This is a genomic window from Pseudomonas sp. MPB26 (assembly GCF_046605355.1).
Lineage (GTDB): Bacteria > Pseudomonadota > Gammaproteobacteria > Pseudomonadales > Pseudomonadaceae > Aquipseudomonas > Aquipseudomonas cedrina.
Map to the genome: position 1 here is coordinate 5,794,426 of NZ_CP176793.1, position 19,715 is coordinate 5,814,140.

Here is a 19,715-nt window from a genome sequence, read left to right on the forward strand (position 1 = left end):
CATGTCCAATACCGTGATTGAAAAAGACGTCGCTCATACCCAGGAACACGGGCATGAGGACGCGGGTTCCCTGAGCGTCTTCGGGTTCTGGATCTACCTGATGACCGACTGCATCCTGTTCGCGACCCTGTTCGCGGGCTATGCAGTGTTGCGCGACAGCGTGGCGGGCGGTCCATCGAGCGTGGACATTTTTGAGCTGCCCTATGTGCTCGCTGAAACCATGCTGCTGTTGCTCAGCAGCATCACCTACGGCTACGCGATGCTGGCGATGAACCGTGGCCAGCAAAGCCAGGTGCTGCGCTGGCTGGGGCTCACATTTGTGCTCGGTGCCGGCTTCATCGCCATGGAAATCAACGAGTTCCACCACTTGATCGCAGAAGGCTACGGACCGGACCGCAGTGCGTTCCTCACCGCCTTCTTTACCTTGGTCGGCACCCACGGTGCCCACGTGCTGACGGGGCTGATCTGGATGGCGGTGCTGATGGTGCAGATCCGCCAGAAAGGCCTGACCACCACCAACGCCACCCGGCTCAGTTGCCTGAGCCTGTTCTGGCACTTCCTGGACGTGGTGTGGATCTGCGTCTTTACCGTGGTTTATCTGTTGGGGGTGGTGTGACATGTACAAGCAAAGTTCGATTCACAGCAGCGCCGGTAGCAGCCATGGCAGCAGCCGCTCCTACCTGGTCGGGTTCCTGGTGTCGGTGCTGCTGACCCTGATCCCTTTCGCCCTGGTGATGTTCCCCTCGCTGCCACGCACCATTACCGCCTGGCTGGTGGTGGCGCTGGGGGTTATCCAGGTCGTGGTCCACCTCAAGTTCTTCCTGCATCTGGATACCGCCGAGGAACAACGCTGGAACCTGGTTGCGCTGATTTTCTCGGCGGTCATCATTCTCTTGCTGGTAGGGCTCTCGCTATGGATCATGGGCAGTATTCACCACAACATGCTGGCGCACTGAGGTACTGGCTGGGGCTGCTCAATGCCGGAGTTCAACTGACCAAGCCGGGGATTATTTTCGGTAATCTCGCGTCAGTGCTGGGGGGTTACTTCCTCGCCGGCGGCGGGCGCCTGGCAGACCCCGTGCATCTGTTGGCCACCCTGCTCGGCACCGCACTGGTGATCGGTTGCGGTTGCGTCATCAACAATTGCGCCGATCGGGACATTGATCGGCGCATGGTGCGGACCTGCCATCGCGCGCTGGCGCTGCGGACCATCGCAGTGCCCACCGCCGCCAGCTATGCCATCGCCCTGGGCGTCAGCGGTTTCGGCCTGCTCTGGGCAGGCAGCAACCTGCTGGCCTGCTTGCTGGCGCTGGTCGGGCTGGTGATCTATGCAGGGGTCTACACGTTCTGGCTCAAGCGTCGTTCCCACTGGGGCACCTTGGTTGGCAGCCTCTCCGGGGCAATGCCGCCGGTGATCGGTTATTGCGCGGTCAGCGCCAGGTTCGACGCCACGGCGCTGATGTTGGTGCTGGTGTTCTGTTGCTGGCAGATGCCCCACTCACACGCCATAACCGTGATGCGCCGCGAGGACTTTCGCGCGGCGCGCCTGCCGCTGCTGACCCTGTCCCAAGCCCACCGGCAAATACAGGCGTACACCCTGGCCTTCTGCGCCAGCACCCTGGTGCTGGGCGTGGTGGCTCAGATGGACATCCTGTATTTCGCCGTGGTCAGCGCCCTCGACGGTTACTGGCTGGCGCTGGCCAACAGCAGCGTGCGCCGGGTCGATCCAGCGCGCTGGGCGCGCTCGATCTTCGGCTTCTCGATTCTGTTGGTGATGGCCCTCAACCTGATGCTGGCGCTGTCCACGCTGTGTCGAGCAACGTGCGAATCTTCCTGGGCAAATCAGCCGGCTGATAGGGTTTGGCAATCAGCTCGAAGTCATGCACCTGTATATCGGCACGCTCCAGCGAATCCTTCGCATCGCCCGTCGTGAGCAGGACTCTGGTATGCGGATACAAGCGCGCTATCTCGCGCGCAAGTACCGCACCATTCATCTCGCCGGGCATGATCAAGTCACTGAACACCAGGTCGTAGGTCGCGTCGGCGAGCCGGTCCAATGCCTCGGCGGCCGTGTGCGCAATGTCGGTGCGATAACCGTAATCGCACAGAATTTCCTGGGCAAGCTCGGCCACTTCGGGCCGGTCCTCCACAATCAGGATGCGTTCGTCGCCGTGAAGCGACGTGGCCGCAGGCGTCTGCTCGACCCAGAGCTGGCTGTCGTCCGCCGGAAAATACAGGCGCACCGTCGTGCCCACGCCTGGGTAGGAATAGATGCGCGCAGTGCCGCCCGATTGCTTGACGAAGCCATACACCATTGACAGGCCCAGCCCCGAGCCCTTGCCCTCCTCCTTGGTGGTGAAGAACGGCTGCATCACTTTTTCCTGGACGCTCTCGTCGATGCCGTTGCCGTTATCGCTGATCGAGATGCCCACGTAGCGGCCCTCGGCCAGCCCGTCGCGTTGCGCATTGGCGTCGCCGGGAACCTGAACATTGCACGTCTTCACCGTCACGGTCGGCTCGGTGCGTCCTTCGAGTGCATCCTGGGCGTTGGATAACAAGTGCTGCACTGCCAACTCCGCCTGCGCGGGATCGATACGGCAGTTCCACAGGTCTTCGGCGAGATCCACATGCAGCTGGGCATCCTGAAGCGTCTGCGCCATGAAATCGGTGCGGCCCAGCAAGGTGTTCAGGTTGATCACGCGACTGTCCAGGCGTTGCTTGCGCGAGAACGCGAGCAACTGTTGGGTCAAGGATTGGGCTTTTTCGGCGGCGGCCCTGGCGCGGCTGGCGCCGTTGAAGATGCGCTGCGGATCGGCGCCAGGGCGCTGGGCGCTCTGCTGGATCAGTTCGAGATAACCGACCATCACCTGCAGCAGGTTATTGAAGTCGTGGGCAATGCCCCCGGTCAGTTGCCCGAGGGCCTCCAGGTCCTGGGCGCGGCGCACGCGCAGTTCCGCGTCGTGACGCCGGCTCACGTCCAACTGGGAGGCGAAAAAGTACACCAGTTGCCCTTGCTCATTGAACAACGGCGAAATAAACACTTCGTTCCAGAACGTCGAGCCATCCTTACGGTAGTTGAGTACTTCCACGCACACCTCATGGCGGCATGTCATGGCACGCTGCACTTGCTGCAGCGCACGTTTGTCGGTTTCAGGCCCTTGCAGAAGCCTGCAGTTGCGCCCAATGACTTCATCCTGTTCATACCCCGTCAGCCTCAGGAACGCCTGATTGGCGAAGATGATCGGGTTATCGGGTTGGGCGGGGTCGCAAACGATCATCGCGCTCTGGCTGGTTTGCATGGCCGCGAAAAACAGGTCTTTGCGATTGGAAGAAAGCCGCGCTGGATCGATACGGTCGACCACGGGCTTTTTCTTGCTTGCCAAGGTTCACCTCCAATTACGTGGTGCGTGTTCCATGGACCGTAAAAATGTCGCGCAGTGCCACCCTGCGCTGAACAGGCGCCCGCCGCATGAGGTCGGGCGCCGCGCGTTGCATCAGCGCTTGGCTTCTTTGTCGGGGTCGGCTGAGCGACGCAGGAACGCTTGCGTCAGTTCGGGCAAGTGCTCAAGCAGCCACTCGGCCATAGCAATTTCCTGCGGCAGGATCTTTTCGCAGGCCGCTTGGGTTTCCAAATCACCGGCCTCTTTCGCAGCGGCGATAAGCGCCGTGTAGCTGGCAATTTCCATGTTCTCGAACACGTACCCGGCCATTGCGCCTTTGATGACTTCGTCACTCATCAACGAACCACCGACTGCCTGGCCGAACGCCATCAGCTTGCCACCCATGTCTTTCAGGGTCGACGAACTGCCGCCCAGGCGCGCCAGGCACTGGTCAACCAGCTGCTGCTGGCCGAGGGTTTCCTCAATGTGCTGGTCGATCCGCGCCTTGAGCTGCGGGTAATGCTCCAGGCGCTCGGATTGCGCCTTGAGCATTTTTTCGGCCTGCTGCTCCATCGCATGGGCATCACGCAGCCAATCAAGCAGGTTTTCCTGTGGAGTTGCCATGTCGTTAGTCCTCTTGATGAAAAAATAGCATGGGCCGCACGCCCGAAAGCGTGCGGCTGTGCCGCGTCAAATCTCGGGTTTGGGTTGCATTCCCGAGCCCAGGTCCGCGCCTGTAACGGGGTCGCTCGTCGGGTCCGAGGCCGTGCGGATCTTCATCGCGCTCAATGTCGCTTCGTCGTCTGCGTCCAACTTCACGCTGGCCAAGCCATCGCCACCATCGACCGCCGGTTGCGGGCTTTCCACGAACTCCCACTCTTCGCCCTGGTTCCAGGGGCCACGCATGCCCCCCGCGCCCTGGGACATCTTGTAGTAGACCTGCGTAAATTCGGGCATGCCCGGCAGCTTGCCTTGGGGGAAGTTCGGCTGAATCGAATGCAGCGCCTTTTCAAAGGACAACTGATGCGCAATTTCCCGCGTCATCAAAAAGCCCAGCGCCTCTTTCACGCCCGGGTCATCCGTGACATTCATCAGCCGCTCGTAGACGATTTTGGCGCGGGCTTCGGCCGCGATATTGGAGCGCATGTCCGCGGTGGGCTCACCGATGGTGTCGATATAGGCCGCTGTCCAGGGCACACCGGCGGAGTTGATCAACGGCGCACCGGCACCGTACAACAGGCTGGTGACATGGGAGTCATTGCCGGCACCGTTGAGCGAGCGATACAACTCGCCCTCTTCTTCCACGCCTTCGGCCATGCGTCCCTTGGCGCCCTTGTTGAGCATCACGATGATGGACCCGACAACCTCAAGATGGCTGAGCTCCTCGGTGGCGATGTCCATCAACAGATCCTTGCGCCCAGGATCGTCTTCAGCCAAGGCCTGGGTGAAGTAGCGGGACGCTGCCGCCAGTTCCCCCTGAGGGCCGCCAAACTGTTCCAGCAGCAGGTTGGCCAGGCCAGGATTAGGCTCGGCAACACGGACGGTGTATTGAAGTCGCTTGTTATGTAGAAACATGAACAAATCTCCTCGGGCTAATCGAAAAGAGACGGCACTTTGCAAATGCGCGCCTACTTTCATGTGAAATAACCGGCGCTGGAAATTTCAAAAAAAATTGCACATATCTCGACCAGCGGTTACGTCTGAATGGCTAAGCGAAACGGCGATGCCAGGCATTCAATCGACGCGCTCGTTGTCAGAGGGAACGATGTCTATTTCAGGCGTCCCGTTGGGAGGCAAGACATCCGCTTCGCCGGACTTTTCAAGGGTGCCGGGATGGTCCCAATCGGTGGCCGCATTGGGGTCCTCGTCACGCCCGGCGGTACCGATTACATTGCCGTCGTCATTGGGTGGGCCCAAATCTTCAACGGGGCGGTTCTGGGTGTTGGATGGGTCGTGCTTCATGGAAAAAATCTCCAGGTCACAGGATGGAAGCCTTACTTGCTCTCGTCTGCCTTGCCTTCTTGCATCTGCACCGAAGCCTTACCGTCGGCATTCTCTTTGGTGGCGTTGTCGGCGCTGTCAAAACAGCCGTGCAGCATGAAGACGCTGCACAGCCCAAGGCACATGGTTAACTTTTTCATGCTTGTTCACCTGCTGTAAGTCGAGTGATTCAACCTGGCAAGACGAAGCCGAACTTCGTCAGCACACGCTTTATCTGGCCGGAGCACAGCCCGCCGTGTTCAATCAAATCGACCCGAGGCTGACGAGTGGTCCCAGGCGAAAACCGATTGAACGCCTTTTGGGGGCCTCCTTCTAAACAGTGGCAAACCTTAACCTGACAAGGCCTCCCCTCTGGCCTTGCGCATAACCACGGAAGGACTGAGCCATGAAAAAAGCCAACCGCACGACCGCGCTCCCATCGCTCTGCCTGGCAGCGTCCATCGGTGTGCTGACAGCCTGCGCCGGTAACGATTCGGCATCAAATGTGGTGGCACCCGGTGCCGAGAAATCGCCGACCACCCGAACGCTGGATGCGGGCGCCGCGATGCTCCAGTCACGCCCACCGATTGATGCGTTGAACGCTTACCTGGACGGTTTTCACTTCTACAACGGCCACCCCGATGTGCAAATGGAGGCCCATCACTATTGCTCGATCCTCAACGAAGAGGTGATCCAGTGCGTGATCTACGACGGCAATCGCCAGGACGCCAAGTTGATGGGCGTGGAATACATCATCAGCAAGCAGTTGTTCAACACGCTGCCTGCGGCTGAAAAGGCGCTGTGGCACAGCCATGTGCATGAAGTGAAGTCCGGGCAACTGGTTGCGCCGGGCATTCCCGAAATTGCCGAGCATGCCTTGATGAACAAGCTGGTGAATACCTATGGCAAGACCTGGCACACCTGGCACACCGACCTCAACAAACAGCTGCCACTGGGCGTGCCGCAATTGATGATGGGCTTTACCGCTGACGGCCAGGCTGACCCGGCCATGGTTGCCGAGCGCGACCAGCGGCTGGGAATTAACAGCAGCGATAAGAAAAAGGCCCGTGCGGACATCATCGCAGCGCCCATCGCGCCGGGTGCGGATGCATGGCGCCAGGGCAACGTCATCCAGATCGTCGACCCGACCGAAACACCTCATCGGCACTGAATACACCACTCGGGCATTTGGATTGAACGATCATTTACTGGCCCGCCTCTATCCCAAAACCAGCGAATGGAGGATGTCAGCATGATTGATCCAGCAACCGGAATGAGACCTGGCGAACGCTACACAGTGGACAGTCTGGAACGAACGAAGCACTTCAGCGGCTTTTTCCTGGACGGGAAGTACTACCTGGGACCTGAACTGCTCACCGCAGTCGGCTGGCTCGAAGGCCAGACGTTTATCTATGACGAGCTCGACGCCACCGGCGAACCGGTCTTCCCCGACCGCGTCGCCGGCACGATCGAAAACCTCACGCTGATACTCAGCGATGGCGCCCGGCTGAAACTGCATGAGACGCCTGTGCACGCAACCGAGGACGAGCCCGCGCCTGCCGCCGCTGAGCGCAACGGCCAACTGCACGGCAAGACGGTAGTGATCACCGGCGCTTCCAGCGGCATCGGTCGCGCCGCGGCCCATGCCTTTGCCAAACAGAGCACGCGCCTGGTACTGGCGGCCCGCGACGAAGCGGCGTTGGCCGATGTGGTCGAGGAATGCGCGGCGCTCGGTGCCCAGGCGCTGGCGGTGCAAACCGACGTGACCCAGGGCGACCAGATGCGCGCCTTGGCCGAACAGGCCGCCGCCTTTGGCAATGGCCGGATCGATATCTGGGTCAACAACGCCGGGGTCGGTGCGGTCGGCGATTTCGAGAAAACCCCGTTGGAAGCCCATGAGCAGGTGCTGCAAACGGACCTGCTCGGCTACCTGCGTGGTGCCTACGTCGCGTGGCCCTATTTCAAGGCGCAGAACAGCGGGATTCTGATCAATACCTTGTCATTGGGCAGCTGGGTTGCACAGCCTTACGCGGCCGCCTACTCCGCCAGCAAGTACGGCTTGCGTGGTTTGTCTGAAGCGCTGCGCGGCGAATTGGTTGGCTTCCCGAATATCCACGTGTGCGACATCTATCCGGCGGTGATCGACACGCCGGGTTTTCGCGATGGCGGCAATTTCACCGGCCACGCGCTGAAGCCGCCGCCACCGGTCTACGATCCACAGCGGGTTGCGCAAGCAATGGTGGCCTGTGCGTTGCAGCCCAAGAACAGCACCACCGTCGGTGCCGCCGCCACCGTTGCGCGCGTTGCGCATTTTATGCTGCCTGCTTTCCCCCAATTATCCGGTTGGCTGACCCGCCGGGGGTTGGAGCGCAGCTCCCACGCCGCCACATCGTCGGGCAACCTGTTCACACCGGCAAGCGGCGAGCGACGCGTCGAAGGCGGCCAACGAAAACCCCGCCACACGTCTTACTGGCTGGCCGCAGCGGGCGCCGTACTGTTACTGAGCGGCGTTGCCGTCGCGCGTAACCTGCGTTCGAACAACACGCGGCACAAATGAGCTTTCGGGGGCGACCGCCCCCCTTTTTTGCATGAGGTAATCCAGCATGTCTTACAACTTCGAAGGTACCGCCAGCGTCATCACGGCCTCCCGCCACCTGGGGACAGAATCGGATGAACGCCTGAATGACTCGGTCACTATCCGGATGTCCAGCAGTGGCAAACCCACTATCGTGCGCCTGGATTTCGACTCGCCATTGGAGTGGCCTGGCAACCCCACCTTTGTGACCGTCAACTTGCCGGATGGCACCTCTGTGAGCGGCGTGATTGCCGAGATAGAGCGCCCTGTCGAAGGGCCTGGCTGGGTAACTTTTACAGTGGATGACTGATTGTATAAGTCTCGTTCTCGGCCATCGAATTGTCTGACAGTTTTTTGAATTTTCCCTGACGTCAAATATCTGTACTTCATGAGCATAAGGAGTCCTCATGAAACACAACGATTTATTCACTATCCGGTATCGGCTGCACGGTGAACCCAGGTCTTTCATCGTGCGTGCCGCGCAAATGAACAATGCCGAGGCATGGCATTGGGCCAGTTGCGATGCTGGTGTGGCAGTCATACCCAGATTTGGTCAACACACCCTCAAGCGCGTGTCTAAACCGATGGCCGAAAAATACGGCATCACCGATGTGCGTTGGAGCGGCGCCGAAGCGATCCAGTGGGCGGAGGGCCTCACACAATGAACAGCCAGACTCTTGGTTACACAGCAGGGCAAACGTGGGACGACGAGATCGCGCACAACACCGAGATGTTTTTCGAGGCCGATCGACTGGATGCGCAAGCGTACAAGATCATCGAGAACTACAGCGGCGAGGCGCAAACCTGGACGCGTTTTCTGGAAGCCAAGAAAGCCGCGGATGAGCAACGCACCGCGGCTTATCGGGACTGGATGCGCATCCGCCGGGCGATGCGTAAATCGTAGTCGCCGCGCGATTGTAGTGAGCGGGCTTGCCCCGCGCTGGGGGGCGAAGCCGCCCTAATCCAGACAATTCGGTTTTATCTGAAAACCGAGGTGTGGTTTTTGGGGCGGCTTCGCCCCCCAGCGCGGGCGGTGCGACGATTCGACAAGCCCGCTCACTACGGCAACTACGCCACTCGTCAGTTTGTATAAACCTTTGCAACACGCTCGTCTCAACCGAGAGTAAAGGTTCCAAGGGGTAGTGGAGTCGCACGCAGGCATTCTGTTACGAGCAGGTTTTCAGCTATATTTCACCTCCCGCTCACTCATCACCCTCGCTGGAATTCGTGCCCCTACACGCTCTTCTCGTGCGCAGTTAACCAAGGTTGGTATTTATGAAGTCTGCCCCTCTGCGGTCCCCCAACGTTCCGCAACGCAAGGATCTGACCCCCAGCACCCTGACCTTTCCAGTGGTCGGCATTGGCGCGTCGGCGGGCGGGCTGCAAGCGGTAAAAGCATTTTTCGAGCACATGCCCAAAGACTGTGGCATGGCCTTCGTGGTGGTACTGCACCTGTCCCCCGACCATCAGAGCGTGGCGGACAAGATCATCCAGGAGTCGACGGGCTTGCCGGTCGTGCAGATCAATGACACCACGCCCATTGAAAAGAACCACGTGTATGTCATCTCGCCTGCACAGCGGTTGATGATGAATGATGGTTATCTGGGCGTATCGCCTTCGTCACGCGAAGGCGGCACGCACATTGCCATCGACCTGTTTTTTCGCGACTTGGCCGACACCCACAAAGAGCGCGCGTTTTGCCTGATCCTCTCAGGCACCGGTTCCGACGGCGCGGTGGGGCTTTCGCGCATCAAGGAACAAGGCGGCATCACCCTGGTGCAAGCACCGGAAGACGCTGAGTACGACGGCATGCCGCTGGCGGCGATCGAGACGCAAATGGTCGATCTGGTGCTGCCGGTGGTGGAGATGCCGCAAAAGTTGCTGGAGCTATGGCACAACGCCCAGTCGATCATCCTGCCCAACGCCAATGACCCTGAAATCCATACCACCCCGCCCGTAACCGAACGCGACGCGGCGGTGGCCGAACAGTTGCTGCTCGATATCCTGATCCAACTGCGCGCCAGCACCGGGCATGATTTCAAGCACTACAAACGCGCCACCGTATTGCGCCGCATCGAGCGGCGCCTGCAAGTCACCGCCCAGCCCGACCTGGCCGCCTATTACACCTATCTGCAGGGGCATCCGGAAGAAACCAAGGCGTTGCTCGGCGACATGCTGATTGGCGTGACCAATTTCTTCCGCGACCGCGAAGCCTTCGAAGCCCTAGAGCGTGATGTGATCCCCAACCTGGTCAAGTCCCTGGAAGACACTGTGCCGCACCGCGAGGAAGTGCGCATCTGGTCGGCCGGTTGCTCCACCGGGGAAGAGGCCTATAGCCTGGCGATGCTGGTGGCCGAACAATTGGCGCTGGACGCCAGCAGCGCGAAAATGCAGGTGTTTGCCACCGACATTGATGAGCGCGCCATCAGCCATGGCCGCAGCGGTGTGTATTCCGAAGCGATCATCACTGACGTACCGCCGTCGCGTTTGCGCCAATACTTTTCCAAGGAAAAAAACCAGCACTACCGGGTGCGCAAGGAAATCCGCGAGCGGGTGTTGTTCGCCAAGCACAGCCTGCTGGCGGACCCGCCGTTCTCGCAGATCGACCTGATCGTATGCCGCAACCTGTTGATCTACCTGGACCGTGAAGTGCAGCGCGAGATCCTGCAACTGTTCCACTTTGCGCTGCGCCCGGGTGGCTATCTGTTTCTGGGTTCATCGGAGTCGGCCGACGGCTGCCAGGACCTGTTCGTGCCGGTGGACAAGCGCAACCGCATTTTTCGCGTGCGCGCCGGCTCCTCGGCGGTTCGCCGCGCGCCCACCATGCCGCGAGGCGGCTATGTGCGTGCCAACGCCCCGGTCGCTGCCGCGGAAATCAAGGCGCCCACCAAGCGTTCGTTCGCCGATATGCACCTGCGCGCATTGGAGAAGGCTGCACCGCCCAGTGTCATTGTCGACCTGCAGGCCGATATCCTGCACATGAGCGAAGGCGCGGGACGCTACCTGCGCTATGTGGCCGGGGAAATCACCCACAATCTATTGGCCCTGGTCCATCCCGATTTGCGGTTGGATATCCGTACGACACTGTTCCAGGTCCAGCAATCGAATATACCTGTGACCTCGCGCAAGGTGCGCATCCAACGGGACCAGGTCACTTATCTGGTGGACATCACCGCCCGCCCCTACCGCGATGACGCCACCGAAAGCGACTACGTGCTGGTGATGTTCCAGGAAGCCATAGTCGACGCCGAACAGTCCGACGCCACCAGCGTCAGCCATGCGGAAAACGCGATCATGAGCAACCTGGAACGCGAGCTGCAACGCACCAAGCTGCACCTGCAGGACACCATCGAGCAGGCGGAAGTCTCCAGCGAAGAGCTCAAGGCCTCCAACGAAGAGATGCAGGCGGTCAACGAAGAACTGCGTTCGGCCACTGAAGAGCTGGAAACCAGCAAGGAAGAGCTGCAGTCGATCAATGAGGAGTTGTTGACGGTCAACTATGAGCTCAAGACCAAGGTTGAAGAGACTGACAAGGTCAACGACTACCTGACCAACCTGATCGCCTCCACCGACATCGCCACGGTGTTCGTCGACCGCAATATGCGCATTCGCTGGTTCACCCCGCGCGCCACGGATATCTTCAGCATGCTGCCGGTGGACACGGGGCGCTCGTTGATGGACATCACGCACCGCCTCGACTACCCGGAGATGACCGATGATGCCACCACCGTCTTTGAATCGCTGAGCATGATCGAGCGCGAAATCAGCAGCAAAGACAGCCGCTGGTATATCGCGCGCTTGCTGCCCTACCGTTCCAGCGAAGACCACATTGACGGCACCGTGCTGACCTTTATCGATATCACCAAACGGCGCCTGGCCGAAGAGGAACTGCGCCTGGGTGAAGAACGCATGCGCCTGGTCGCCGAGAGCACCCATGATTTTGCCATCATCATCCTGGACGACCATGGCGCCATCACCGATTGGAACACCGGGGCCGAGCTGATCTTCGGCTATACCAAGGACGAAGTGCTGGGCGCTTACTACGACCTGATTTTCTCCCCGGAAGACCGCGCCGCGGGCATCCCCGAGAGCGAGCTGCGCGCGGCCCGCGAACATGGGCGCGGCGAAGACGAACGCTGGCATGTGCACAAGAACGGCAGCCGCTTCTACTGCAGCGGTGAAGTCACCCTGCTCAAGAGCGACAGCTTGCAAGGCTACGTCAAGATTGCCCGCGACCTGACCGGCCACAAGCGTACCCAGGAAGAACAGAGCCAGCGGCTGATGGAAACCCAGACCAACAGCCACCTCAAGGATGAATTCTTCGCGGTCATGTCCCATGAACTCAAACACCCGTTGAACCTGATTCAGCTGAACGCCGAATTGCTGCGACGCCTGCCCGTCACCAAGGCAGCGGGCCCCGCGGTCAGGGCCGTGGATACCATCTGCGAGGCAGTCTCCAGCCAGGCGCGCATCATTGACGACCTGCTGGATGTCGCCCGGGTGCGCACCGGCAAGCTCAAGCTGAAGAAACAACCGGTCGACCTGATCCGCACGCTCCAGGATATCCATAGCGTGGTGCTTGCCGACGGGCGTCACCGCCAAGTGACCCTGCAAACGCCTTCGGTACCTGGCTCACTGATCGTGGACGTGGACCCTACCCGTATCGAGCAAGTGATCTGGAACCTGGTCAACAACGCACTCAAATTCACCCCGGAAGACGGGCAAGTGCAATTGGTGCTCAGCCGCTCGGAAGGCCACGCGCAACTGGATGTCATCGACAGTGGCGCGGGGCTTGCCGAAGACAGCCTGGAAAAGATCTTCGATTTGTTCGGCCAGGCGGAGAACCAGCATCAGACCCATCAGCGTGAAGGCCTGGGGATTGGCCTGTCGCTGGTCCGCCAACTGGTCGAGGCGCACGGTGGCTCGGTGAGTGTCTACTCCAAGGGCCTGGGTTTTGGCTGTACCTTCTCGATCAAGTTGCCCCTCAGCGAGCAGAGCCACTTGCCCGACACCTGCGGCGCAAAGGCCGAGAATGAACGGCTGAACGGCGTCAAGGTGCTGCTGGTGGACGATTCGGCCGATGTGCTGGAGGTGTTGAATATGCTACTGGAGATGGAAGGCGCCCAGGTCAGCGCGTTCAGCGACCCGCTGGGCGCGCTTGAGACGGTCCGCGATACCCACTACGACCTGATTATCTCGGACATCGGCATGCCGAAAATGAACGGCCACGAGCTGATGCGCGAGCTGCGCAAGATAGGCCATCTGCGCCAGGTTCCGGCCATCGCATTAACCGGCTACGGTGCCAGCAGTGACCAGAAGAAAACCGTTGACTCAGGCTTTGACACCCATGTCAGCAAACCCGTAACCCATGAATCCCTGATCAGTCTGATCGAAAAACTGCGTCAGTCGAGCCGCTAGGCTGGGCTTATTGATAAGGGATAACGGAGATTTTCCCGTTGCGCTCAAGGATCGCGAACTGGATCTGATCGATCTGGACAATCCCTTGAGCGGAGCGGGCCGCTTCGAGGATATCGCTTTCATCCATCCGCGCGCGCTTGAGGCGCTCGTGAAGCACCTTGCCACGTTCGACTACGATGGTCGGCCCGCCATCCAACATGCGGGAAAACCAGCGTGAGCGCAGCTTGACCAATGAGAAGCCGATGTCGATGGCGATCAGCGTGATGATGACCAGGACGGCATTGGTCAGCGAAAAATCATCGCCCAGCAGCGCCTGTTGCGTGGCTTCACCGATCACCATCAACAACACCAGGTCGAAGGTGGTGAGTTCCGCCAGGGAGCGCCTGCCGGCGATCTTGAACAGCACCAGCAGCACCAGGTAAATGGCTGCCGCCCGCAATACTGAGTCCATGCTGGCTGCCCCCTAGGGATAAATGAATTGTGATAGACCCACGGACGCGCCCGTGGCGAGTGCGACCTGGGTGTCGAAACTGCCGACGCCGTCGCTGCGCAAGGTCAGGTGCAACACCGCTTTGCCATCATTGTCGCTGAGCAGCCAAAGCCTCATGCCCTCGCCCGCGGTACTGGCCTTGAGCGGTTGCGGCTGCAGCATTTCAATATTGAAGCCCTGCAACAGCTCACCGCTGATTGCCACCTCAAGCGGCTCGCGGGCCTTACCCTGCAGATGAATCACCAATACGTCCGAGGAGCCGTTGCGCAGGAAGCGTTGGTACTCGACACGCACCGCCCCATCGGCGCTGCGCACCTGGGTGGTGCTCAACGGCCCTTTGGAGAACAGCCCGGCCAAGGTGAGCGCCATGATGAGCACCATGGCGTACCAACCAAACCGTTCGAAGCGCCAGACCTTGCGTTGCAGGGTCATGTCCTCATTGATCGGGTAGCGGCGGCTGTGCAGGTCTTCGTGCGCAGGCGGCTTCATCGGCTTCAGCCTTTGCTGTGTTCCGCCGACGACGGGCCTTTGGTCACGCCGCGCGGACCGGCGATACCCCAGGCAGCCGCCCCCACAAACGGCAACAGCACCACCAGGGCGGTCCAGCCTGCCTTGCTGCCCGATGAGTTTTCGCTTCGCCACAGACTATTGAGCACCCACAGATCGAGCAACACCGCGATGACCGCCAGGAAAATCCAGAGATAAGTGAATTGCATGGTGCACCTCCTGTTTGTGTTTATTTAGGTCCGGAGAGTACGGCCGGGGTTCATTATTTTTCCGTTGCCAGGAACACATGCCCATTAAGCGAAGCGGCTGCAGTGCTATCAATTTACTATTAAATAATTATACGAAGCGGCGGTAGTTACTGCACTTTGTACAAGTTTACTGGGCATATCGACCGTTCATCGACTGTTTAAAAATCTCTCAAAACAATTTCAAACGCGCCGTTATCGGAATACATACCTATTGCATAAATGGGTAACGAGCGACACGACAACCAACTACTGAAAGTATGGAGAAAGACCATGACAACCAGTAATAAAAACCCAGGTAACTTCGCCAATGATCGCGAGAAGGCCTCCGAGGCCGGCAAAAAAGGCGGCCAGGCATCCGGCGGCAATTTTGCCAATGATCGGGAAAAAGCCTCGGAAGCGGGACGCAAAGGCGGCCAGAACAGCCATGGCGGCGGGCGTAAGTCGTAAGTGATCCAAACGGGGGCAGCTTGCCTGCCCCTTTTACTGATAAAGGACGCAGCAACTGGACTGGGACGGCTTCGCCTAGGCGCGGGGCAAGCCCGCTCACTACAAAAAATCTGAATTATTCTTCGTTGGGAGCCTCTCTTCTTTAAACCGCATGTGATTAGAGGAGGCGTCTTGAGTTACGTGGATTGGGTTCAATGGCCGGCCATGGTGGTCACAGTGATCGCGGCATGGCTTATCGGCTCGCAACGCCCGGCAAGAAGAATGGCCGGGTTCTTCTGTTTCATATTGAGCAATATCCTGTGGGTTATCTGGGGCGCCTACGCGCAGGCGTACGCGCTGATCGTGCTGCAGATCTGTCTGTGCACAATGAACTTGCGGGGGTTTAAAAAAAATTTCAGCAATCAATAACCGCGACTTACTCGCAAGTCTGCTGATTGCGCTGGTTCTTCCTGAAGCCCCTGGCGTTCATGCCCAGCAGAATGCACTCCAGCGCAATCAGGCCAAACGCATTGGCGTGCCATCCCCACACTACCCATAACAGGTTGCTGAGGATAAACCCCCAAAACGCGATCATGCGCCGGCGAGGCCGTTGAGAGCCGATAAACCACGCCGAGATAACGGTCACGACCATGGCCGGCCATTGCACCCAATCAATAAGCGCCAAGCGTCACCCGGTTTGGCATGCCGTTGTCGTCATGGGCAAGTCCCGCAACCCCTGTCATTGATGTTCCCTCTACCTGCAAAAGTGTCTTCAGTAATCGACAGTGCGCCTGGGCAGAAGGTTTAAAGTATCTGGATGAGCCTGGTCCTTCCACAAGCGCAGCGTCAAACAAATAGAACTCGCTCCGGTTTCTGATACTCCGATAAGTAGGTTGCGAGTAGAGCAAAGGATCGAGCCCATGCAGAACCTCAAGATCGCTACATTCAACGTCAATGGCATAGGGGCGCGACTGCCGAACCTGCTGCGATGGCTTGAAAAAGAGCGCCCGGACATCGTCTGCCTGCAGGAATTGAAGGCCCAGGACAAGGCGTTTCCTGCCAAGGATATCGAAGCAGCCGGTTATGGTTGCCTGCACCATGGCCAAGCGTCGTGGAACGGCGTGGCCATACTTGCGCGGGATTCCGAACCCCTGCTGATTCACAAAGGCCTGCCTGGCGCGCAAGACGATTCGCAGTCTCGCTACCTGGAGGCTGCGGCCCACGGCGTGGTGGTCGGCTGCCTGTACCTGCCCAATGGAAACCCGCAACCGGGGCCCAAGTTCGATTACAAACTCAAGTGGTTCGAGCACCTGATCACCCATGCCCAAACGCTGCAAGCCAGCGAACACCCGGTGGTGCTGGCGGGCGACTACAACGTGGTGCCCACCGACTTCGACATCTACAACACCCGCTCATGGCTCAAGGACGCCCTGCTCCAGCCGCAAAGCCGCGAATGCTTTCAACGGCTGCTGGACCAGGGTTGGATCGACTCGGTGAGGCACCTGTATCCGGACGAACGCGTGTACACGTTCTGGGATTATTTCCGTCAGCACTGGCAGAAGAATTCCGGTTTGCGCATCGACCATCTGCTGCTGAACCCGGTGCTCGCCCCTCATCTGAAAAACGCCGGTGTGGATGCATGGGTACGCGGCGAAGAGCATGCCAGTGATCACGCGCCGACCTGGATCGAAATCTCATCTCGCAAATCCAGCGCCAAAAAAGCCCCGAAGCGCAGCCCAGCCGACACGCAAGCCACCGCGCGCACCACCGACTCCCTTGATGAATACAACCGCAAGCGTGATTTCGATGCGACCTCGGAACCCTCGGGCGCCGCGAAGCCACGCAAGCCAACCAGGAAAAAAGCCGACGAGCCCGCTGCGCTGCAGTTTTGCATCCAGAAGCACGACGCGACGCGCCTGCATTACGACTTTCGCCTGGAGCTCAACGGCACGCTGAAAAGCTGGGCGGTGCCCAAGGGCCCGTCGCTGGACCCCAAATCCAAACGCCTGGCCGTGCACGTCGAAGACCACCCGCTGGATTACGCGACATTTGAAGGCACGATACCGCAGGGGCATTACGGCGCCGGTGACGTCATCGTCTGGGACCGCGGTATCTGGAAGCCCTTGTCCGATCCCGCCGAGGCCTACGCCAAAGGCCGGCTGAAATTCGAGTTACAGGGCGAAAAACTCGGCGGCGTGTGGAACCTGGTCAAGACGCACATGCCCGGCAAGCAGGAGCAATGGTTCCTGATCAAACACCAAGACGAATTCGCGCGCCCGGAAAGCGATTACGACATCGTCAAGGCTGAACCCCACAGCGTGCTGAGTGACCGCACCCTCGTGCAGAAGAAGCGCCCGGGAAAAGCCGCCGAACCCAAGCCCGTCAAGAAGACGGCCGCCGCGCGCGCAAAGCCGGCACACACTCAGTTGGTCAATGCCCAGCCGGCCGAGCTTCCCGAGCTTCTCAAGCCAGAACTGGCCACCCTGGTGGACTCCGCACCCGACGGTGACTGGCGTTACGAGGTCAAGTTCGATGGCTACCGCATCATGGCCCGTGTGGATCAAGGCAAGGTGCAGCTGTTCACACGCAATGGCCATGATTGGACACACAAGCTTCCGCGCCAGGCCGAGGCGATTGCCAGCCTCGCCCTGGAGTCCGCGTGGCTCGATGGCGAAGTGGTCGTGGCCAACGAGCGCGGCGTGCCGGATTTCCAGGCCCTGCAGAACGCTTTCGAGCTTGGCCGCAGCGGCAACATCGTCTACTACCTGTTCGACATGCCTTTTCTCAACGGCATGGACCTGCGCGAAGTGCCGGTGGAGCAACGACGGGAAGCCTTGTCCAAGGTGCTGGAGCGCAGTGAGGATGAAGTACTGCGCTATTCGGATGACTTCGCCGAAACACCGGATGCACTGCTCAACAGCGCTTGCCAGATGCAGATGGAGGGCCTGATCGGCAAGCGCATGGGCAGCCCCTATGTTTCCCGGCGCAGCGGCGACTGGATCAAACTCAAATGTAAACGCCGGCAGGAGTTCGTCATTGTCGGCTACACCGAGCCAAAGGGCGCGCGCAGTAAATTCGGCGCGCTGCTGCTGGGCCTGCACGATGCCGACAGCAACGCGCTCAAATACGCGGGCAAGGTTGGCACGGGGTTCAATCAGGTCACACTGAGCACGATCTACGAACAGCTCACCCCGCTGGAAACCAAGAAGCCTGCCATGGTCAACCCGCCGACGGGTTTTGAAGCCAAGGACGTGCATTGGCTCAAGCCGTCGCTTCTGGCCGAAGTCGCCTTTGCCGAGATCACCAAGGACGGTTCGGTAAGACACGCCGTGTTCCAAGGCCTGCGCAACGACAAACCGGCCCAATCCATCACTGAAGAGCGCCCTGCCCCCGCCCCTGAAGGCGAAAAAAAACCACCCGCCAAACAACAGGCTGCGACCAAGGCCAAGCGTAAGACGGGCGACGATGGCTCAACCAAGATTCGGCTCACCCATCCCCAACGGGTAATTGACCCGAGCAGCAGCTCGACCAAGCGTGACCTGGCGGATTACTACATTGGCGTCTCCGAATGGCTGCTGCCGCAGTTGCTCAATCGCCCGGTCGCCCTGGTGCGCGCCCCGGACGGTATTGGCGGTGAACTGTTCTTCCAGAAAAACGCAGAGCGCCTGGCGATCCCCGGCATCGAGATCATCGGCAAGGAAGCCACCGGCCATCCGGTGATGTTGATCAACAACATCGAGGCGCTGCTGGGCGCGGTGCAGATGAGTACCATCGAGCTGCATACTTGGAACGCCGTGTCCAAAGACCTGCAGCGTCCCGATCGCTTCATTCTCGACCTCGACCCCGACCCTGCGCTGCCATGGAAAAGCATGGTGGAAGCCACCGAATTGACCCTGACGGTGCTGGACGAACTGGGCCTCAAGTCGTTCTTGAAAACCAGCGGAGGCAAGGGCATCCACATCGTCGTGCCGCTGACCCCGAAAGCCGACTGGGACGCGGTAAAAAGCTTCAGCCACGCGATTGTCAAACATATCGCCACGCTGTTGCCAGACCGGTTCTCGGCGGTTTCCGGGCCGAAGAATCGAGTCGGGCGGATTTTCATCGACTACTTACGCAACGGCCTTGGCGCGACCACGATCTGCGCCTATGCCGCGCGCAGCCGCGAGGGGCTGCCGGTGTCGGTACCGATTTTTCGCGAAGAAATCAAAGACATCAAGGGCGCCAACGTCTGGAACATCCGCAACTTGCATGAGCGGCTGGGCGAACTGGACGTGGATCCGTGGGCGGATCTGCCTGGAACCAAGCAAACCATCACGGCCCAAATGCGTAAACGCATCGGCCTCAAGTAGCACCACTGCAGGAGAAATGAAATGGATGACTTCCACATCACGCCGACTGAAAACGGTTGGGCATTGAAGAAGCAAGGTTCGGAACGCGCATCGAAGACGGCGACCACCAAGGCCGAAATCGTAAAATTGGCCAGTGAGTTTCTTGAGGGTAAGACCGCCTCGCTGAAGATCCACAAGCAAGACGGTTCGATTCAGGAAGAGCGCACCTACCCTCGCAGCGCCGATCCCCGGAAAACCAAAGGCTAGCGGCGAACGCATTACTCAAAGCTACGAAGGTCAAATGTGGGAGCGGGCTTGCTCGCGAATGCGGTGTGTCAGTCGCCGAATTAATCGACTGATCCA

At 59.6% G+C, this 19,715-nt stretch carries 21 protein-coding genes and 1 pseudogene; 13 read left to right on the forward strand and 9 right to left on the reverse strand.

Annotation, left to right across the window (positions count from 1 at the left end; genetic code table 11):
• The first annotated feature begins 1 nt into the window (after position 1).
• From ACLH0H_RS26435 to cyoE, 3 genes and pseudogenes are all read left to right on the forward strand, one after another.
• Entirely contained in the window at positions 2 to 616 is a 615-nt protein-coding gene (locus ACLH0H_RS26435) for a cytochrome o ubiquinol oxidase subunit III (protein WP_411380308.1), read from the forward strand.
• A 1-nt stretch (position 617) separates the two neighbouring features.
• Complete coding sequence (gene cyoD / locus ACLH0H_RS26440) at positions 618 to 956, forward strand: cytochrome o ubiquinol oxidase subunit IV (RefSeq protein WP_411380309.1); 339 nt, start codon at positions 618 to 620, stop codon at positions 954 to 956.
• Positions 914 to 1,801 (forward strand): annotated as a pseudogene (cyoE, locus tag ACLH0H_RS26445) (heme o synthase); the annotation flags it as partial. The gene cyoD and the pseudogene cyoE, both read left to right, overlap by 43 nt.
• Here the strand turns inward: cyoE and ACLH0H_RS26450 are convergent.
• The 5 genes from ACLH0H_RS26450 to ACLH0H_RS26470 form a co-directional block, all read right to left on the reverse strand.
• Positions 1,782 to 3,383, reverse strand: a complete 1,602-nt coding sequence (locus ACLH0H_RS26450) for a histidine kinase famiy protein (protein ID WP_411380310.1) — start codon at positions 3,381 to 3,383, stop codon at positions 1,782 to 1,784. The pseudogene cyoE and the gene ACLH0H_RS26450 overlap by 20 nt on opposite strands.
• A gap of 111 nt (positions 3,384 to 3,494) precedes the next feature.
• A complete protein-coding gene (locus ACLH0H_RS26455; RefSeq protein WP_411380311.1) occupies positions 3,495 to 4,004 on the reverse strand; it encodes a ferritin-like domain-containing protein in 510 nt (169 codons plus the stop codon).
• 66 nt (positions 4,005 to 4,070) lie between these two features.
• Positions 4,071 to 4,955 carry a manganese catalase family protein gene (locus ACLH0H_RS26460; RefSeq protein WP_411380312.1) on the reverse strand — a complete coding sequence of 295 codons (885 nt, stop codon included), beginning with the start codon at positions 4,953 to 4,955 and terminating at the stop codon, positions 4,071 to 4,073.
• Between the two features lie 159 nt (positions 4,956 to 5,114).
• Positions 5,115 to 5,342, reverse strand: a complete 228-nt coding sequence (locus ACLH0H_RS26465) for a hypothetical protein (protein WP_307393558.1) — start codon at positions 5,340 to 5,342, stop codon at positions 5,115 to 5,117.
• Between the two features lie 32 nt (positions 5,343 to 5,374).
• Positions 5,375 to 5,521, reverse strand: coding sequence for a hypothetical protein (locus ACLH0H_RS26470; RefSeq protein WP_411380313.1), 147 nt, complete (start codon positions 5,519 to 5,521; stop codon positions 5,375 to 5,377).
• Between the two features lie 245 nt (positions 5,522 to 5,766).
• On the opposite strand from ACLH0H_RS26470, the gene ACLH0H_RS26475 reads away from it, so the two are divergent.
• The 6 genes from ACLH0H_RS26475 to ACLH0H_RS26500 all read left to right on the forward strand — a co-directional run bounded on the left by ACLH0H_RS26475 (position 5,767) and on the right by ACLH0H_RS26500 (position 13,353).
• The gene (locus ACLH0H_RS26475) at positions 5,767 to 6,531 is read left to right on the forward strand and encodes an OBAP family protein (RefSeq protein ID WP_411380314.1); all 765 of its coding nucleotides are present in this window, start codon (positions 5,767 to 5,769) and stop codon (positions 6,529 to 6,531) included.
• 81 nt (positions 6,532 to 6,612) lie between these two features.
• Positions 6,613 to 7,917 (forward strand): SDR family oxidoreductase, encoded by a 1,305-nt coding sequence (locus ACLH0H_RS26480; protein WP_411380315.1) that lies wholly within the window; start codon positions 6,613 to 6,615, stop codon positions 7,915 to 7,917.
• Between the two features lie 46 nt (positions 7,918 to 7,963).
• Complete coding sequence (locus ACLH0H_RS26485; RefSeq protein WP_411380316.1) at positions 7,964 to 8,245, forward strand: hypothetical protein; 282 nt, start codon at positions 7,964 to 7,966, stop codon at positions 8,243 to 8,245.
• Positions 8,246 to 8,342: 97 nt separating this feature from the next.
• Positions 8,343 to 8,600, forward strand: coding sequence for a DUF6555 family protein (locus tag ACLH0H_RS26490; protein ID WP_186689575.1), 258 nt, complete (start codon positions 8,343 to 8,345; stop codon positions 8,598 to 8,600).
• Positions 8,597 to 8,839, forward strand: a complete 243-nt coding sequence (locus ACLH0H_RS26495) for a hypothetical protein (protein WP_411380317.1) — start codon at positions 8,597 to 8,599, stop codon at positions 8,837 to 8,839. Before ACLH0H_RS26490 ends, ACLH0H_RS26495 begins: the two co-directional genes overlap by 4 nt.
• Before the next feature lie 371 nt (positions 8,840 to 9,210).
• Positions 9,211 to 13,353: a CheR family methyltransferase gene (locus ACLH0H_RS26500; RefSeq protein WP_411380318.1), complete on the forward strand. Its 4,143-nt coding sequence runs from the start codon at positions 9,211 to 9,213 to the stop codon at positions 13,351 to 13,353.
• Between the two features lie 7 nt (positions 13,354 to 13,360).
• On the opposite strand, the gene ACLH0H_RS26505 is transcribed toward ACLH0H_RS26500, so the two are convergent.
• From ACLH0H_RS26505 to ACLH0H_RS26515, 3 genes are read right to left on the reverse strand one after another with little or no spacing between them, the layout of a single operon-like run.
• Positions 13,361 to 13,804 carry a DUF421 domain-containing protein gene (locus ACLH0H_RS26505; protein WP_411380319.1) on the reverse strand — a complete coding sequence of 148 codons (444 nt, stop codon included), beginning with the start codon at positions 13,802 to 13,804 and terminating at the stop codon, positions 13,361 to 13,363.
• Positions 13,805 to 13,816: 12 nt separating this feature from the next.
• Positions 13,817 to 14,332 carry a hypothetical protein gene (locus ACLH0H_RS26510; protein ID WP_411380320.1) on the reverse strand — a complete coding sequence of 172 codons (516 nt, stop codon included), beginning with the start codon at positions 14,330 to 14,332 and terminating at the stop codon, positions 13,817 to 13,819.
• Positions 14,333 to 14,337: 5 nt separating this feature from the next.
• Positions 14,338 to 14,559 (reverse strand): PLD nuclease N-terminal domain-containing protein, encoded by a 222-nt coding sequence (locus ACLH0H_RS26515; RefSeq protein ID WP_076954922.1) that lies wholly within the window; start codon positions 14,557 to 14,559, stop codon positions 14,338 to 14,340.
• A gap of 309 nt (positions 14,560 to 14,868) precedes the next feature.
• Between ACLH0H_RS26515 and ACLH0H_RS26520 the strand changes: the two genes are divergently transcribed.
• Positions 14,869 to 15,045, forward strand: coding sequence for a general stress protein (locus ACLH0H_RS26520; protein ID WP_019821495.1), 177 nt, complete (start codon positions 14,869 to 14,871; stop codon positions 15,043 to 15,045).
• Positions 15,046 to 15,216: 171 nt separating this feature from the next.
• On the forward strand, positions 15,217 to 15,453 hold the full coding sequence (locus ACLH0H_RS26525) for a hypothetical protein (protein WP_083735353.1): 237 nt from the start codon (positions 15,217 to 15,219) through the stop codon (positions 15,451 to 15,453).
• A gap of 7 nt (positions 15,454 to 15,460) precedes the next feature.
• Here the strand turns inward: ACLH0H_RS26525 and ACLH0H_RS26530 are convergent, their stop codons facing one another.
• The gene (locus ACLH0H_RS26530; protein WP_411382468.1) at positions 15,461 to 15,676 is read right to left on the reverse strand and encodes a hypothetical protein; all 216 of its coding nucleotides are present in this window, start codon (positions 15,674 to 15,676) and stop codon (positions 15,461 to 15,463) included.
• Between the two features lie 268 nt (positions 15,677 to 15,944).
• Here ACLH0H_RS26530 and ligD point away from each other — a divergent pair, with 268 nt between their 5' ends.
• Both ligD and ACLH0H_RS26540 read left to right on the forward strand, forming a co-directional pair.
• Positions 15,945 to 19,373 carry a DNA ligase D gene (gene ligD, locus ACLH0H_RS26535; RefSeq protein ID WP_411380321.1) on the forward strand — a complete coding sequence of 1,143 codons (3,429 nt, stop codon included), beginning with the start codon at positions 15,945 to 15,947 and terminating at the stop codon, positions 19,371 to 19,373.
• A gap of 21 nt (positions 19,374 to 19,394) precedes the next feature.
• Positions 19,395 to 19,619, forward strand: coding sequence for a DUF2188 domain-containing protein (locus ACLH0H_RS26540; RefSeq protein ID WP_411380322.1), 225 nt, complete (start codon positions 19,395 to 19,397; stop codon positions 19,617 to 19,619).
• Positions 19,620 to 19,715 lie beyond the last annotated feature (96 nt).